Origin of the sequence: Halorubrum sp. F4, from assembly GCF_027257195.1 — an archaeon.
In the GTDB taxonomy this organism is placed as follows: Archaea; Halobacteriota; Halobacteria; order Halobacteriales; family Haloferacaceae; genus Halorubrum.
Genome location: NZ_JAPDFS010000001.1, coordinates 422,870 through 440,313, shown reverse-complemented (window position 1 = coordinate 440,313; position 17,444 = coordinate 422,870). Strand labels below are relative to the sequence as shown.

Here is a 17,444-nt window from a genome sequence, read left to right as displayed (position 1 = left end):
ACCAGACCCAAATGCTCGAAATACTCGTCACCAACACCGCCTGTATCGAGAACCACGACGACTCCTTCACGCTCCGCCTCTACGGGCGCGACGCCGACGAGGAGCGACACACGGTGACCATCACGGACTTCCGGCCCTACTTCTACGTGGAGGCCGCTGAGGCCCGTGAGCGGAAGAACGAACTCCTCGGAGAGTGCGGGATTCGGGAGTTCGACTTTGACGTTGACCGCACCGGCTTCTTCGGTGAAGAGGTCGCCTGCGTCTACGTCACCACCCCCGGAGACGTTCGGGACGCGAAAAAGGAGTTCCACGGCAAGACCTTCGAGGCCGACGTAAACCCCACCCAGCGCGTCCGAATCGACCGCGATGTGAAGGCGTGGATTCGCGTTCCCGCCGAAGAGGTCACTCTGGACGAGGTCGAGGCCATCGAGGCCCCCGTCGAGAACGACCCCCGGCCTCGGGTGGTCGTGTTCGACATTGAGACCGACGACCGTGGCTCGTTCCCCGAGCCGGGCGAGAAGCGTATCACCTCGCTGGTCGCCTACGACTCCTACGAGGGGGAGTACGTCGGCTTCTTCGACACGGCGGGAAGGCCCTCCGAGACCTGCTTCCCGAACGGCAAGCCGGAGGAACTTGACCGTCTCCACTACTTCCCCGACGAGCGCGTTATGCTCATCAATTTCGGGGAGTGGGTCGAAGAGCGCAACCCCGACCTGCTCACCGCGTGGAACGCTCCCTTCGACGGGCCGTACACCATCGAGCGGATGAAGAAGGTCTCGGCGCACCCCTCCCGGCTCTCCCCCGAGGGGAACGCCCACGTCACCCGGCGCGGCGACCCGAAGATTCTGGGCCGGACGGTCTACGACCTGCTCCACGCCTACAAGAAGAACTCGTGGGGCGAACTCCGCTCCTACTCGCTCGACTACGTGGCGGGCGAAGAACTGGGCGCGTCGAAACTGGCCCACGAGGAAGGGTACTTCGAGATGTGGCGGGACAACCCCGAGAAGTTGATGAACTACAACGCTCGGGACGTTCGCCTCACCGCCGGGATTGACGAGGAGGCCGGTGTGGTCTCCTTCCGCGACTCCCTGCGAAAGATGGTCGGCGTGGACTTCGAGGACACCCGAGAGAACTTCCAGTTCATCGAGATGATGGTTCGCCGCAAACTGGACGAGCGCGGCGAGGTCGGCCCGACGAAGACCCACTCGAACGCAGAAGACTACGAAGGGGGCTTTGTTGTTGAGCCGTACACCGGGAAGGCCACCAACGTCGTCGGAATTGACTTGGCGAGCCTGTACCCGGCGACGATGAAGATGCTGAACACGTCGCCCGAGGTGAAACTCGACGCGACGGAGCCGGAACTCGGGAAGGTCGCGGTCGCTCCGAACGGGCAGGCGTTCTCGCTGGAGCGGGATGGCCTCTTCCGGCAAATCGTTGACGACGCCCTTGACCTCAAGATGACCTACAAGCGCCTCAAGCGGGAGGCGGAACCGGGTTCAGATGAAGAGGAAAGATACGCAGAAATGTATCAGGTTAGTAAGACAATCACCAACTCAATCTACGGCGTTTTGGCTTGGTCTAAGTTCTTCCTCTACGACCGCAAGACAGCAGAGGCTATCACCCTCGCCGGGCAGGCGGTTCTCAAGGAGACCGCCCGCTACGTCAACGAAGAAACTATCGCGGAGGTGATATATGGCGACACGGACAGCAACTATATCAGATTCCCGAGGAATATGCGGCAGGAGTCCTGCCTCGAAGCCGCACAGGAGATTTGCGACACCCTGAACAACGAGGTCTACCCGGCCCTCGCGGAGACGATGGGCGTCCCCGCCGAGGATAACCTCTGGGAGATTGAGATTGAGATGTTCGCGCCCCGGTTCTTCCAATGGGGCCGCAAGAAGAAGTACGCCTACGCGGCCTCGTGGAAGGAGGGGATGGACTTCTCCGACTCCCTCGACCAGTACGATATCTCCATCAAGGGGTCTGCCGCAAAGCGGTCGGATGCTTCCCGCCTCACTCGGGACACCGAGAAGAAGGTCATCAAGGCCATCCTCCACGACAAGGACAACAACGAGATAGCCAACTACGTCTATCAGGCGGGAACCTCGCTCGACCCCGACGACCCCGACTGGGAGAACATCGGTATCCCCGGCGGCATCGGCAAGGAGTTCAACGAGTACGACTCCCCGACGGCTCACGTCGAGGCCGCGATGAACTCGAACGAACTCCTCGGCACGGAGTTCTCGAAGGGAAGCAAGCCGATGCGGTGCTACATTATGCCCACCTACGTTGACGCGCTGGGCGAGAAGATAGACCGCATCGCCTACGAGGACGCCGAGCAGGTCGAGAACACCGGCTTGACGCCGGACGTGGGCCGTATGACCCAGACCCTAATCATCAACCCGCTCGGCCCCGTCCTCGACGCGGTCGGCATCGACGTGGAAGCCGCCGTTGAGGGCCAACTCCAGACCGGCCTCGGGGCGTTCTTCTAACCACCTAACCAGACCCAAATGAGTACCCAGCAGAAACTACCCGTAGGAGATACATCTGTACCGACCTCAAACCAGCGGGAACGCGACGTAGTCTTCACGGCCCGTGGTTCCGCCGACGCTACCGAAGCGGCGTGGCGGGTCGGGGCGCTAATCGGCTACGAGTCGATGAACTACCGCCCCCCGGAGCGGTTCGATGTGGACTTCGTGGACTGGCCGTTCTCGAAGTTGAAGAAGCAGACCGTTCCCGACGAAGAGGGAGCGTGGCGAGAACACCAGAAGACGGTGCGCTCGGAGAAGCCCCGTTACGCGGTCGCCCCGGACGACGACGAGAACAGTCCCGGTTGGGGGTGGGTTCTCGACCGGGCCGCCGACCTCGCGGAGTACGCGGAGACTGTTATCGTTGTCCCGAAACTCCATCACCCCCGCGACGTTCCGGCTCGCTATCGGGTCGGCCTTCCCTGCCAAGAACGGTACGGCCCGAGTCCGCACCCGTGGACGGCCTACCGTGACTGCCCGGAAGTCCACTTACTCGGTGGCTCCCCGGTGAAACAGGCGCAGGCCCGGAAGTATGGCGTTCCCGTCGAGAGCGCCGACACCACAAGCCCCCTAACGGCGGCGAACTGGATGGGCTACTTCGACGGCTACGGCTGGACGAAACTCCCCAGCGAGCGGTCGGACTACTACGAGTGCGTCCGGCGTTCGTATAGCAATCTGCGGTTTGCCCTGAACCCTGACCGCTCGGTATGGTCGCCCCGCGCCCGGAACGAACAGCACGACTACGAAGAGGCCTTCTACGACTCCCACCCCGACGCCGACTGTTGGGGGCCGGGAGAGGAAGCGCCGTCTCGGATGTACGAAATGTATGCGGACTAACCAGACCTAATGACAGCATTTGACCTATTCGGAAGCATCGAGAAAGTGAAGGACGCGGCCTCTCTCAAGGCCCTCGACACAGACGACCCGACCATCGAGTTCGCCACGGAGCCGGAACTCTACGGGGCCATCCCCGAGCCGATTCCAGCCAACAAGGTTCTCCCAGAGTGGTACAAGAACCTCGAAGGCAGGATGGGCGACGGCATCAAGCAGTCCACCGTCAAGCGGTGCGCTCCGTTTCTCGACGCCCTCTCGATGGGCTGGATTATCCCCCTCGCCGGGGAAGTCCAGTTCAACTCGAACGGTGAGGGCAACGTGGACTATCAATGGGGCTTCGACCGCGACCTGATTAGCAACCACAGCCACGGGCAGGTCGGGGGAGACGAGTTCCCGACGTTTCCGGCCCCGATTATGAAGTTCCACAACTTCTGGGCCATCAACGTCCCCGACGGCTATTCGGTGCTGTTCACCAAGCCGTTCAACCGCATCGAGCGCCGCTTTCAGGTCTTCTCGGGAGTAGTCGATTGCGACTCCTATTACAACCACATCAACTTCCCGTTCATCTGGTCTGACCCCGAGTTCTCAGGTGTTATTCCGGCGGGAACCCCGCTGATTCAGGCAATCCCGTTCAAGCGCGACGGTATCATCTCGGACGCGGTCGTGAAGGAGATGAACGAGGACGAGCAGGCGGCCCTCCAGAAGACGAAGACGATTCTGGGGAGCCGGGAGTCCGCGTACCGGAACGAGATGTGGCAACACAAGCGCGGCTCTCGAAACATCCCTGAGCGCGACTAATCGTATGACAGAAAATCACTTACCCGACCCAGAAGTTAGCATCGAAGTCGAATACAGCGGGTTCCCGCCGTATGCGGACAAGTACGGCCTCAACTGGTACACCTGCCTCCAGTTGACGCTCGTGATGAAGTTCCCGGTCTCGGAGACCGCTCACCTCGAATCAAGGATGCCAGCGACGATGGAGAGGGTGGCTCTGTAAAGGGCGTGGAGTGGAGCGTTTACCCGCACGTTTATTTGGACTTGCCATCCAGATAGCAGTAGTTCACGGAGTCAATTTACTCAATGTCTTCCGATTCATCCTCCACCCCGACCGAGTTTGTCGCTGATGCCTTCGAGACAACCGTTTCCGAGCCGGAAGAGGCTCGGCTCATAGAGACCATCAACGAGTCTGTCTCGAACCTCCGCGACCAGATAGACGACGAGACCCTCGAAAGTATCCTTCGAGCCGACCCCGGTTCCTACGAACTCAAGAGTGGGATGACGAAAGACGGGCTTCAGCCCGAGTCTTTCACAAAGCAAGCCGTCATCAATCCTCTTCTCGACGCGCTCGGCCACGAATACTCTACCGAGGCTGGTGGCCTCTCCGGCGGGCAAACCCAAGTTGCTGACTACACTATCTCTCTCCGCGATTTCCACGGAATTGACTCCACTCGACTACTTATCGAAGCCGAACACATCAACAAAGACCTCGATAGCCGTAAGCACGGTATTGGGCAGGTACGCGATTGGCTCAGTCAACGAGAGTTCGAGTCGGACTTCGGCTTCGCCACGGACGGCCTCCGGTGGGTGTTTGTCCGGTACGACCCCGATTCTTACACACTCAACACTATTGAGGAAGTGGACTTACAGCCCGTCTTCCTCGCTCTCTTCGAGAATCAGGTCGGGAAGCGAGACGACCCGGTGGAAGCCCTCTTCGACGCCGACCGCGACCTCGTCACCCGGCTCATCCGTACCTTCGAGTTCGAGAACTTCACATCCATCGCCGGAGACGCCCGGCAGGTCATCAAGCAAAAGAAGGAGCAGGTCACCGATGAGTTCTATGACGACTATATTCGGTATGTCTTCGGTATCGTTGACGATGGTGAGGAGACTGCCCGTTCGCTCGTCGGGGATGGTGTTGTAGTCCCCGACGCCGCCACCGAAGACGACGCTCGACTCTTCGCGGTCGAACTGATGAACCGCCTCGTATTCATCAAGTTCCTCGAAGACAAGACCCTCGTTCAGCCCGACCTCCTTCAGACTCTCAAGGATAACTACGAGAACGGGATGCATCCCGCCTCGTTCTACGAGACGTTCTGCAAACCGCTGTTCTACGATGTGATGAACAACAAGCCGGACGACCGCCCCGACTCCGTCCAGAATATCGACCTCTTCCAGAACATCCCGTACCTCAACGGCGGTCTCTTTCGGCCCTCCATCGATGGGGACGACTTTGAGGAAGAGGACTTCGACGTGCGGAACTCGGTGCTGTTCTCTATCATCGACCTACTGGAGCGATACACTTTCTCCGCCGAGGGCGCACCAACCGACCTCGACCCGAGTGTTCTTGGCAACGTCTTCGAGAAGACTATCAACTACATCACCAGCGACAACGCGGACACGAACAAGGAACTCGGGGCGTACTACACGCCGAGCGAGATAACCCGATTTTGTGCTGAGGAGACCGTCCGCCCGGCTCTGTTAGACCGCTTCGAGACTGCTCTGGTAGAGGAGGCCGACTGGCCGGAACACGAGGCGACGGGCTTCAACTCCGTCTACGAACTCATTGAAGACCTGCCGGGACGCTGGAGTACGGTAAGCGCCCTTCTCGCTGAGGTGGACGAGTTCCGTGTAGTTGACCCCGCGTGTGGGAGTGGTCACTTCCTTACCAGCGTCCTCGAAGAAATTGTCAACGTCCGCAAGGCCCTCTATGCTCAAAGTGAATCATACCCAGACGAGTACCGTCTAAAGAAAACGACTGTTCTCAACAACATCTACGGTGTTGACCTGATGGGGCCAGCCGTGGAGATTGCGAAACTCCGCTGTTGGCTCTCGGTTATTTCTGAACTTGAAACCGAGAACGTGGACGACCTCGCGGAAGACGACGCCCTCGCACTACCTAACATAGCCTTCAACCTGCGGGAAGGCAACAGCCTCATTGGATACACGGGATTCCCCGAAACGAACGGTGACGACCAGTACCGACTCGGGAGTTTCAGCGAGGACACCGTCCGCGACCGCTATCAGGATATTATTGACGAAATCGAGAAACACGAACAGGCTATCGACAGCGAGACCGCCGAAAAACACCGCAGTCAAGCCTTCGAGAAACTACGGAACGCCCGCGAAGAACTGATAGACGACATTCACTCAGACTTCGTAGATGCGGGCATTGATGATATTACACCGGAAGAAGTCAGGGAATTAGAGCCGTTCAATTGGGTTCTTGAATTTGCTGAGGTCTATGCCGACGGTGGCTTCGATGTTGTTGTAGGAAACCCGCCTTGGGATGTGCTACGGACGAATCGAGATGACTTTTTCTCTCGGTATGACCCGACCTTCCGAACTCGGATGCCGGAAAACAAGGACGCGAAAATGGAGGAGTTACTGGAAGACCCCGAAATCGAGGAGGGCTGGGAACAATATAATCAGCAGATGCAGGCACGAGCCGACTATTTCAATAATTCCGATGGATATGAACTTCAGAGTCCAGTTGTAGACGGCAAAGAAGTAACATCAGAAAATGAGTTATCTGCTCTTTTCTTAGAGCGCGTATATAACATAGCGCGAGACGATGCCTATGTTTCTCTTATCCTGCCAAATGTGATATTCACCAGTTCCACCGCCAAAGACCTCCGGTTACACCTACTAAACAATACTACCGTGGATTCGCTCCTACATTTCGAGAACCACGGCATTTTCGAGGGGTTACACAATCAGTATCGGTTTGGTATCCTCACCTTCCAAAACGGTGGGCAGACAAATGAACTCCGAGGAATATTCTTGGAAAAGACCATTGATGTGATTGAGAAATTTGAGGAAAAAACAGTCAAGATTCCACGTAAGGTACTAACAAATTATTCGCCCGAAGCGGCGCTGTTCCCGCAGATTTCATCGCGTGGGGATACCGACCCTGAAAATGAAGTGGGTGTTTTGAGCAAACTCCTTGACCATCCCTCGCTTGACGAGCCAATTGAAGATTCTTGGAACGTCAGTATCCATCGTGAATTAGACCGTACATACGATGCAGACCGATTTGTGGAATCTCCCGACGAAGGTGATTACCCAGTTCTGGGCGGAAAAAACATCTATCAGTTTGTCTACGATGATAGATTTCTGGACGTGGAACCCCCCGAGTTTTGGAGTGTAGATGAGGACGTGTCAACCGAACTCAGCGCAAAAAGCCGTATCCGCGAAAAGGAGGTTCGTAATCTAAAAACGGCACTCTATAACGAATTTGATGGAACGGGGTCTCAGAAAGGCTTTGTAAACAATCTTCTTGAAGATGCCCGTGGTGAGCCTCTCTCCGAGGATGATGTTCTCCTTGATTGTACCACCCCACGAATCGCGTTCAGAGACATTGGAAACACTACCAACGAAAGGACGTTCATTGCGACAGTCCTTCCCGCCGGAGTAGTCTGTCACAGCAAACTTCGGACATTCAGACCACACGAGACGGTTGCTCAGGAATCCGATTTAGACGAAATGCCGCTACGGAGTATCTACCAACCTCGATTTACTAATGAAGAGATGTTCGCCGCTCTGGGATTGATAAATAGTCTTGCCTTTGATTATCTGATGCGGACAAAAATCGATAATACTCTTGTGGCGTACAAAGTTCGTGAATCACAGGTTCCGAGGTTGACGGACGGAGATGAATGGTTCGAGCATATTTGGAAGCGTGCCGCTCGACTGAACTGCTACGGAGAGGAGTTTGAGTCACTCAGAGACGAACTCGGTATCACACCAGCAACGAAGCACGAAGAAAGAAAGCGACTACAAGCCGAAATGGACGCTGGTGCGATGCTGGCGTATGGTTTAAGCCGAAATGAGATAGAGCATATGTTAGATAACTTTGGTCGGGTCAACAATCCGCGCCTGATGGACGAGGACTACTTCGATATGGTGTTGGAGGAGTACGACGACCTCGCCTAAACAAGTCTCGCGTGTTCCCGCCGCACACCGAATCTCTCTGTTTTCGTACCCTTATTCGGCCCGAGCCACGGCGTCGTTAACGGCTCAGCCCCCTACCGGCAAACACAACCGCTACCCGCGTACCGGATTTTCGTAACACGGCAGTCCCCGACAGTCGATTCGGGGTTGAGTACCTTCTCTGAGTACCTCGAAACACTTTTTAAGGCAACCGCTGAAATGCCTGTGTTCACCCGTTAGAGCGTTTGAAGAACGAGATAGTGGGGCCGGAGGGATTTGAACCCCCGATCGACTGATATCTCCGGCACGCCTCGGAACTCCAGAGGGTCGTCAACGCGAGCGATGATCAGTCGCCCGCTCGGTATATCAGTCTGGAGTGTCGTCCCGGGCGTGGCCTCTGGAGTCAGTCGCCATGCCTGGCTTGGCCACAGCCCCGCGCTTCTGCGAGTGTGGGTTGCCGAAACGCGGATAAAGGGGTTTCGATCCCGAGCGATCGGGGGACGTGACCGTCGTCGAACTACTCCCGGTCGTCGTCGGACCAATCGCACTCCTGGCACTTGTATCCGGTCACGAACTCCGTGACGCTCGGCATGTACCCGACGCTGATGACGTCGCCACCGCAGTCGGGACACTCGCGGTCGGCGTCGGCGATGTCCTCGGCTTCGAGGATCGACTCCCCTTCGACCAGTTCTGCAAGCGTTTCCGGCGTCACCATCCGACCCTGCACGACGCGATTTGACATACCCGACGTACACGACGGAGCTACCTAAAACCCGTCAAGCCGGTCGGGCGATCGTGAGGACGATCCCTCGACGCGGGAGGAGGGACGAGGTGGGTGACGACGCGACTCTCGAGACGACGCGAACCGCGCTACAGCCACGGCGCGCGCGAGTCGTCCTCGGTGAACGGGGTCGAGGGCTCCTCGCCGTCCCCGTCGTCACTCGTTGCGGCCACCGCCACGTCGTCGTCGACGAGACCGCCGGAATCGGTCGGCGCGTCCAACGGCCGATCGCTCGGGTCCGGCGTCGCCGGATCGTCGGTGTCCGCCCTCGAATCGTCGGCGGCGTCCGCGTCGTCCGGACCGTCGGCGTCTATCGAGCCGTCGTCCCCGTCGTCGGGGTCGTCATCGCTCCCGGGGGCTCCGATGCCGTCGGCGTCCGGGTCGTACGCGAACAGCGCGGTGACGCCGAGTACCGCCAACGCGATGGGAGCCTCCGTCTGCATCAGGCCGAACGGCCGCAACAGGATGGGAAGCGCGAGCACGCCGAGTGCGACCGCCGATCCGAACCGGAACCGGTCGATGTCGACGCGACCGCGCAGATGCGGGGACAACAGCGCGACCGAGAGCGCGAAGCCCACCCCGATGGCGGCGGCCGCGGTGCCGTTCACGACGTACTCCATGGACGTCTCGACCGCGAATCCGGCCGGATCGAAGCTCGCGACGAGCCCCAGTCCGATGATGACGGCCGGACTCGGGAGGTACTCGCCGAACTCCGCGCTGGCGGTCTTCGCGGCGATGGACAGGATGACGAGCCCGGCGAACCGCTCGAAGATGGCGAGTTCCAGGAACCCGCGGAGGGTCGGCGCGAACGCCGCCTCGATGGCGGCGACCGGTACGATGACCGCACCGATGAGCAGGACCGAGATCACCATCTCCCTGCGGGTTCCGTCCATCTCCGCGAGGATCACGGCGATCGTCGCGGAGCCGCCGAAGATGAGGATCCCGGTCTCGACGACGCCCGCCGCCGATCCGAGCACGCCGGCGACCACGAGCGCCGGGAATATGCCGTCGACGAGCGGCAGCGCCATCACCGTCGCGAGCAGCTTCGTCGCGCCGCCCACCTGCTGCTCCAGGCGGAGCGCGACGGGGTGACGTGAGACGCTCATTCAGGGACGATGCCCGTGACCGTGGGGCACGCGGCGGGAAGCGGACGACCTCCGATGACCGATCCGGTCATCGGAGTCGGAGCCGACCGAGGTCCGACGAGTCCGTGTAAAGGCCGAGTGCGTATTGCCGGGTGTAAAGGGCGCGCCGAGTTCGATCGTCGGCTGACCGGCGATACGCACGTTCACGGGACTGTCGGAGTCCATACCGGTATTACGGCTCGCGCGTGGGTTAAACGTTGTGTGAGGGTTGATCGCACGACTCGACCGCTTCGAAATCCGTGTTTATATATGATAGTGAAGATGTTCAGGTTCTATCGCGTATTCTCCGAGGATCCATCGGTAAACGAATACCACGAGAAACGATCCAGATATCGATGGTTTCCGGACGACGACCCCGCCGTGTCGGGAGCGGTCGGACGTGCGCATCACGACCCGCCGATCCGATCCATCCATGATCCTGATCAACCGGGCGGGATCGGATGTGAATTCCCGGCACATCCGTGCTGACTCGCAACGTTTTTGATTCCGCTCTCACGACGGTTTACATGGCGACAGATTCCGGTCGATTCTCGGAGAAGCTCGACGTTCCGGAAGCGCTCACGTTCGACGACGTACTGCTCCGTCCGATGGAGAGTCGCGTCGAACCCGACGATGCGGACCTCTCCTCTCGCGTCTCGAGAAACGTCGAACTCAACGTGCCCGTCCTCTCGGCGGCGATGGACACGGTAACGGAGAGCGATCTCGCGATCGCGATGGCCCGCGAGGGCGGTCTCGGCGTCCTCCACCGAAACATGACCGTCGAGGAGACCGCCGCGGAGGTCGAGCGCGTCAAGCGCGCCCACGAGCTCGTCATCCGTCGCGAGAACGTCGTCACGGTCTCGCCGGACGACACGGTCCGTGAGGCCGATCGGCTGATGGAACGCGAGGGCGTCTCCGGTGCGCCGGTCGTCGACGACGACGACGTCGTCCTCGGTATCATCTCCGGGACGGACATCCGCCCGTACCTCGAGGTCGGCGAGGAGGACGCAGTTCGCGAGGCGATGACCGACGAGGTGATCACCGCCCCCGAGTCGGTCGACGCGCGCGAGGCGCTCGAGCTGATGTACGACCACAAGATCGAGCGAGTTCCGGTCGTCGACGACGACGACCACCTGGTCGGGCTCGTGACGATGCAGGGCGTGCTACAGCGGCGCGAGCACGAACAGGCCGCCCGCGACGACGACGGTCGACTGCTCGCCGGCGTGGCCGTGGGTCCCTTCGAGGAGGAGCGCGCCGTCGCCGCCGACGAGGCGGACGCCGACGTGCTCTTCATCGACTGCGCGCACGCGCACAACCTCAACGTGCTCGAGTCCGCCGAGGCGATAAAGGAGACCGTCGAGGCCGACGTCGTCGTCGGAAACGTCGGCACGCGGGAGGCCGCCGAGGCGGCCGTCGACTTCGCGGACGGGCTCAAGGTCGGGATCGGCCCGGGCTCGATCTGTACCACTCGCGTCGTCAGCGGCGCGGGGATGCCGCAGATCACCGCGGTCTCCGAGGTCGCGGACGTCGCCGCCGAACGCGACGTGCCGGTCATCGCCGACGGCGGCATCCGCTACTCCGGCGACGCGATCAAGGCGATCGCCGCCGGAGCCGACGCGGTCATGCTCGGCTCGTACTTCGCCGGCACCGAGGAGGCGCCCGGCCGCGTCATCACGATGCAGGGGAAGAAGTACAAACAGTACCGCGGGATGGGCTCCGTCGGCGCGATGAAGTCCGGCGGCGGCGACCGCTACCTCAAGGACGACGACGAGGACGAGGAGTTCGTCCCCGAGGGCGTCGAGGCCGCGACCCCGTACAAGGGAACCCTCGCGTCGGAGCTCCACCAGCTCACCGGCGGCATGCGCTCCGGGATGGGGTACGTCGGGGCGGGCACGATCCCGGAAGTCCACGAGACCGCCCGGTTCGTCCGCGTCTCCAGTGCGGGCCAGACCGAGGGCCACCCGCACGACGTGATGATCACCGACGAGGCGCCGAACTACAGTCCCCAGGAGTGATCGCTCCGCGAAGCGTGTAGCCTCCACTCCTACGCGTGTGATCGTCTCTCACGCGTTGGACTTAATGCGTGCGTACCTGTGTACGGAGACATGGACGCATCCGAGCTGTGCCGGGTGTTGCGCGACGCCGGCCTCTCGAAATACCAATCGCAGGCGTACACCGCGCTTCTCCGGCTCGGTACGGCGAGCGCGACCGAGCTCGCGGACGAGAGCGGCGTCCCCGCCGCGCGGATCTACGACGTCCTCCGGGACCTCGAGGAGAAGGGATACGTCGAGACGTACGATGGCGACACGCTGCGGGCCCGTGCGTCGGAGCCGGACACCGTCCTCTCGGAGCTACGACGACGTTCGGGGGAGCTCTCGGAGGCGGCCGACGAGATCGAGACGCGGTGGGAGGCTCCCTCGCTGGAGCACCACCGCGTCGACATCGTCACTCGATTCGAAACGGTGTTCGAACACGCACGCGAAGCCATCGCCGAGGCCGAAACGGAGGTACAGGTGGCGGTGACGCCGGAGAACTTCGACGAGCTTCGAGAGTCGCTAACGACCGCTCACGACAACGGAGCGGTAGTGAAAGCGTCGATCCACACCGCGGACGGGAGCGAGGTGGTCCCGACGGAGTACGAGGGGGTCGCGACCGAGGTCCGCCACCGGACGCTTCCGACGCCGTTCGTCGCCATCGTGGACCGAACCGTCACGTGTTTCGCGCCCCACCGACGGTCGGTGAACGAGTACGGCGTGCTCGTCCGCGACTTCTCTCTGACCTACGTCTTCCGTTGGTACTTCGACACCAGCCTCTGGGAGGTGTGGGACCTCGTCTACGACGGACGACCGGAGGACCCGCCGCTCGTGTACGCCAACCTTCGTCGGTTCGTTCGTGACATCGAGCCGCTCTTCGCGGAGGGTGCCGACGTTCACGTCACCGTCGAGGGATCGAACATCGATTCGGGCGACCCCGTCACCGTCTCCGGGACGGTCACCGACGTGGTGTACGCCGGCGAGCCGCGCGAGGACGGCGAGATCCCGATCGGACAGCTCGCCGGACAGGTGACCGTCGAGGTGACGGCCGACGACCGGCGATGGACCGTCGGCGGCTGGGGGGCGGTCGTCGAGGACATCGAGGCGAGACGCATCACCGTGACGGGATACGACGGACCGGAGGAGGCGGTTCCGGGAGGCGTCGACGTGTGACCGGGAGGGTGTGTCCGGACGCCTCGAGCCGTCGCTCGACCTCCCGCGTCCATGGCACTCGCGTCCCTCGGTCGGGATCGAAGAGGTATTTTAATATAGTCCGCGGCGAGACGAAACGTGTGAGCGAACTCGTCGTCGCTCGGGTGACCCATGAGTGAACAACCGCCGCTCGTCCTCGTCGTCGAGGACGAACCCGACCTGGCAGACTTGTACGCCGCCTGGCTCGGCGACGAGTACCGGGTTCGAACGGCGTACGGCGGCCACGAGGCACTCGAGACCATCGACGAACTCGACGACGACGTCGACGCGATCCTGCTCGACCGGCGGATGCCCGGACTCTCCGGCGACGAGGTCCTCGACGCGGTTCGGGAACGCGGTATCGACTGTCGCGTCGCGATGGTGACCGCCGTCGAGCCCGACTTCGACATCCTCGAGATGGGTTTCGACGACTACCTCGTCAAACCCGTCGCCAGCGACACCCTCCGGGACACCGTCGAGGGGCTCCTCCGGCGGGGAGAGTACGACGCCGGCGTCCAGGACCTGTTTGCGTTGACCTCGAAGAAGGCGATGCTCGAGTCCGAAAAGAGCGCCAGCGAACTCGCCGACAACGAGGAGTACCAGGAGTTGACGGCTCGGATCGAGGAACTGCGCGAGGACGTCGACCGCTCGCTCGAGGCGGTCACGGAGAAGGACGACTTCGAGGGACTCTTCAGGGAGTTCGACGCCGAGGAGTGAGCCGTCGGACTCCTTCACTGCCGGTCCCCGGACACTATTTAAATACGATCGCGGCGAACCAACGTTCGGATGCGCGTCCGTTCCCTGCCGCTTCCCGAGCGGTTCGTCGATCACTTCGCGGGTCGGGGGATCCGCGAGTTGTACCCCCCGCAGGTCGCCGCGGTCGAGGCCGGCGTCTGTGACGGCGCGAACGTCGTCGCGGCGGTCCCCACCGCGTCGGGAAAGACCTTCATCGCCCAGTCGGCGCTCCTGACCGCCGGCGGACCGGGACTGTACGTCTGTCCGCTCCGCGCGCTCGCCCGTGAGAAGTACGAGACGTTCGCGGCGTTGCCCGGCGTCGACGTGGCGATCTCGACGGGCGACTTCGACGCGACCGGCGAGGACCTCGCGGGCCACGACGTGGTGGTCGCCACGAGCGAGAAGGTCGACTCCGCGATCCGAAACGGCGCGGAGTGGGTCGATGACCTGGCGTGCGTCGTCGTCGACGAGGTCCATCTGCTCGGCGCGGAGCGGCGCGGCCCGACCCTGGAGGTAACGCTCGCGACGCTCCGCCGACACAATCCGGCGATCCAGGTCGTCGCGCTCTCGGCGACCGTCGACAACCCCGAGGAGATCGCCGAGTGGCTCGACGCGACCCTCGTGGAGTCCGAATGGCGACCGGTCGACCTCCGCACGGGCGTCTGCGTCGACGGCGAGATACGGTTCGACGACGGTACGACACGCCACGTCGAGGTCGGCGGCTCGGCCGCCGAATCCGTCGCTGATGGAGGCGATGGGGCCGTCGAGGACACGATCCCGGAGGACGGCCCCGACGCGACGGACGTCACGGCCGCGCTCGTCGCGGACGCGGTCGCGGAGGGCGGCCAGTGTCTGGCGTTCGTCCGCTCGCGGGCGGAGGCCGCGACGCTCGCCGAGCGGCTCGCCGAGGACGATCTCGCGGATCGGATGGGGATCGGTTCCGCCGCGGCCGCCGTCGGCGACGACGTGGCCGACATCGACGGAACGGTGACGGGCCAGGAGCTCGCGACGTGTCTCCGGGCGGGCGTCGCGTTCCACCACGCGGGGCTCCGCGCGGACCACCGCGCCGCCGTCGAGGCGGCGTTTCGCGACCGCGAGATCGCATGTATCTGTGCGACGCCGACGCTCGCGGCGGGCGTGAACGTCCCCGCGCGTCGCGTGATCGTACGCGACCAGAAGCGGTACACCGGCTCGTCGATGGAGTGGTTGCCGACGCTCGAGGTCCACCAGATGTGTGGCCGGGCGGGTCGGCCGGGACTCGACCCGCACGGCGAGGCGGTCCTCGTCGGCGAGGCGTCGACCCGCGAGGAGCTGGTGGATCGATACGTGGAGGGTGAGCCCGAAGCCGTCGAGTCGAAGCTCGCCGACCCGGCGTCGCTCCGGACCCACGTGCTCTCGGCGATCGCGACCGGCTTCGCGGAGACGGAAGCGGAGATCCTCGACGTGTTCGACGGGACGTTCTACGCCCGCGAGACGGGGGCGGGCGGGCTGGCCGATGCGGTCGCCGTCGCGGTCGACGACCTCGTCGACGCGGGGATGGTCCGACGGCAGGGGGACGCGGAGACCTACCGGATCGTCGCCACGCCCGTCGGCGAGACGACCTCGAAACAGTACGTTCGCCCGGAGACCGGCGCACGGATCGTCGAGGGGCTCCGGACCGCCGCCGGGATGGAACACGCCACGACGCTCACCGTCTTCGAAACCATCTGTGACACGCCGGACATGCAGGACACGTACCTCGGGAACCGCGAGCGCGCGGAGATGTACCGGTTCGCCCGGGCGAACGCCGCGCAGTTGACGACCGGAATGAGCGACCCGGACGATTTCGAGGGCTGGCTGGAGTCGGTGAAGACCGCGCGGATCCTCGAGGAGTGGATCGGCGGCGCCACCGTCGAGGAACTGGTGGAGGCGTACCGGATAGGTCCCGGCGACCTCGATTCGCGAGTCGAGCGCGCGGAGTGGCTGTTGAGCGCGACGGAGGCGCTCGCGGACACGATAGGGATCTCGATGGCAGCGGTGACGCGGGCGCGAAGTCGGATCTGAACGGGAGAGACATCCGAGCGGGAGAAGGGCGATCGACCGATCGGCTCAGTCGGCGGGCTCGACGGCTCGGTGGTACGGCGTGTTCGCGATCGTCTCTCTGAGGTCCGCGAGGGAGTCGCGGCCGGCCTCGCCGGCGACGGCCATCACCGCGAACACCTCCTGTCTGGAGACCTTTACGCCGGTCTCGGTCAACGCGTCCTCCGGACGCGACCGGAGCTCGCGGAGCGTGCCGACCGCGAGCAGGTACGGGACCGTCCACGCCTCCATCGTGTTTCCGTGTGAGAGCGGCATGGTCTCGAGGTACGCCTGCGCGTCGTCGAGGAACGACCGAGCGTACTCGGCGGTGCGGTCGACGACGCGTGCGGACGACTCGCGGTTCTCGGGGTCGATCACCGCCTCCTGGTCGACGCCCTCATCCTCGAGCCACTGCGCGGGGAGGTAGACGTTGTTCTCCTCGGTGAAGTCGTCGTAGACGTCCTTCGAGACGTTCACGAGCTGTAAGAGGAGCCCGAACTCCTCGGCGGTCTCCCGGAGCCGTCGTGCGCGCGCCTCGCCGACCTCGCCGCGCGTGAGGAGGTTCGTGATGAGGTTTCCGACCGTGCCGGCCGCGTAGTAACAGTACTGTTCGAGCTCGTCGCGGTCGTCGATCCGGAGTCCGCCCTCCTCGGCGTGCCGGTCGACGAACATCGCCATCCCGTCGACCATCTCCAGGACGGGCGGGACGATCGCCTCGCGCGCCTCGGGCTCCAAGTCCTCGAAGGTCGCGACGATCGTCGGCGACTCGGCGACGACTTCCCAGTCCTCGTTCCGCTCCTCGGGAGCGGGGAGCCACTCGTCGACGGCCGCTCGGAAGTCAGTGATATCGGCGTTTCCGTCGGGATCGATCGCCTCCCGGTAGGTCTCGAGGACCGCGGTCTGTCTCTCCGGCGGGATGTGACCCGCGTCCTCGACGGTGTCGGCGACTCGACAGAGGAGGTAGCCGAGACAGATCTGTGAGGCCATCGGCTCCTCCAACACGTCCACGGTCAACGCGAAGGTACGGGACACGCCTTGAACCGCCTCGTGACACCACTGGAGGTCGGGATCCGCCGTGTCGTGTTCTCGTCCGCTCATTCAGTTACCAGACCTTACGGCACGACCCATAAAAAAGCCTCGCGGGACACGCCTCGAGGAGCGAACGGAGCGAAGTCGACGCCGACGGCCGGGGTGGAGATCCGGATTCTCCAGCCGGCGCAGCCCGCGTTCT

At 62.6% G+C, this 17,444-nt stretch carries 12 protein-coding genes and 1 tRNA gene; 9 read left to right on the top strand and 4 right to left on the bottom strand.

Translation table 11 applies throughout. The annotated features are described in order from the left end of the window. Positions 1-11: 11 nt before the first annotated feature. The 5 genes from OKW78_RS02165 to OKW78_RS02145 all read left to right on the top strand — a co-directional run bounded on the left by OKW78_RS02165 (position 12) and on the right by OKW78_RS02145 (position 8,294). Complete coding sequence (locus tag OKW78_RS02165; protein ID WP_281193698.1) at positions 12-2,492, top strand: DNA-directed DNA polymerase; 2,481 nt, start codon at positions 12-14, stop codon at positions 2,490-2,492. Positions 2,493-2,510: 18 nt separating this feature from the next. Continuing rightward, complete coding sequence (locus OKW78_RS02160) at positions 2,511-3,365, top strand: DUF6610 family protein (protein WP_281193697.1); 855 nt, start codon at positions 2,511-2,513, stop codon at positions 3,363-3,365. A gap of 9 nt (positions 3,366-3,374) precedes the next feature. Beyond that, entirely contained in the window at positions 3,375-4,160 is a 786-nt protein-coding gene (locus OKW78_RS02155; RefSeq protein WP_281193696.1) for a hypothetical protein, read from the top strand. Between the two features lie 4 nt (positions 4,161-4,164). Beyond that, positions 4,165-4,359 carry a hypothetical protein gene (locus OKW78_RS02150; RefSeq protein WP_281193695.1) on the top strand — a complete coding sequence of 65 codons (195 nt, stop codon included), beginning with the start codon at positions 4,165-4,167 and terminating at the stop codon, positions 4,357-4,359. Between the two features lie 83 nt (positions 4,360-4,442). Then, on the top strand, positions 4,443-8,294 hold the full coding sequence (locus tag OKW78_RS02145; RefSeq protein WP_281193694.1) for a DNA methyltransferase: 3,852 nt from the start codon (positions 4,443-4,445) through the stop codon (positions 8,292-8,294). 258 nt (positions 8,295-8,552) lie between these two features. Here the strand turns inward: OKW78_RS02145 and OKW78_RS02140 are convergent. The 3 genes from OKW78_RS02140 to OKW78_RS02130 all read right to left on the bottom strand — a co-directional run bounded on the left by OKW78_RS02140 (position 8,553) and on the right by OKW78_RS02130 (position 10,178). Further along, positions 8,553-8,726: transfer RNA gene (locus tag OKW78_RS02140), tRNA-Trp, on the bottom strand. Positions 8,727-8,808: 82 nt separating this feature from the next. Further along, positions 8,809-9,033, bottom strand: a complete 225-nt coding sequence (locus OKW78_RS02135) for a DUF5795 family protein (RefSeq protein WP_122105761.1) — start codon at positions 9,031-9,033, stop codon at positions 8,809-8,811. Positions 9,034-9,161: 128 nt separating this feature from the next. Beyond that, the gene (locus OKW78_RS02130) at positions 9,162-10,178 is read right to left on the bottom strand and encodes a DUF5794 domain-containing protein (RefSeq protein WP_281193693.1); all 1,017 of its coding nucleotides are present in this window, start codon (positions 10,176-10,178) and stop codon (positions 9,162-9,164) included. A 545-nt stretch (positions 10,179-10,723) separates the two neighbouring features. Between OKW78_RS02130 and guaB the strand changes: the two genes are divergently transcribed. From guaB to OKW78_RS02110, 4 genes are all read left to right on the top strand, one after another. Next, positions 10,724-12,211: an IMP dehydrogenase gene (gene guaB, locus OKW78_RS02125; protein ID WP_281193692.1), complete on the top strand. Its 1,488-nt coding sequence runs from the start codon at positions 10,724-10,726 to the stop codon at positions 12,209-12,211. 90 nt (positions 12,212-12,301) lie between these two features. Further along, positions 12,302-13,402, top strand: a complete 1,101-nt coding sequence (locus tag OKW78_RS02120; RefSeq protein WP_281193691.1) for a TrmB family transcriptional regulator — start codon at positions 12,302-12,304, stop codon at positions 13,400-13,402. Between the two features lie 150 nt (positions 13,403-13,552). Further along, positions 13,553-14,137: a HalX domain-containing protein gene (locus tag OKW78_RS02115; protein WP_281193690.1), complete on the top strand. Its 585-nt coding sequence runs from the start codon at positions 13,553-13,555 to the stop codon at positions 14,135-14,137. 69 nt (positions 14,138-14,206) lie between these two features. Beyond that, entirely contained in the window at positions 14,207-16,198 is a 1,992-nt protein-coding gene (locus tag OKW78_RS02110; protein WP_281193689.1) for a DEAD/DEAH box helicase, read from the top strand. 45 nt (positions 16,199-16,243) lie between these two features. Here the strand turns inward: OKW78_RS02110 and OKW78_RS02105 are convergent, their stop codons facing one another. Continuing rightward, a complete protein-coding gene (locus OKW78_RS02105) occupies positions 16,244-17,311 on the bottom strand; it encodes a phytoene/squalene synthase family protein (RefSeq protein ID WP_281193688.1) in 1,068 nt (355 codons plus the stop codon). Positions 17,312-17,444 lie beyond the last annotated feature (133 nt).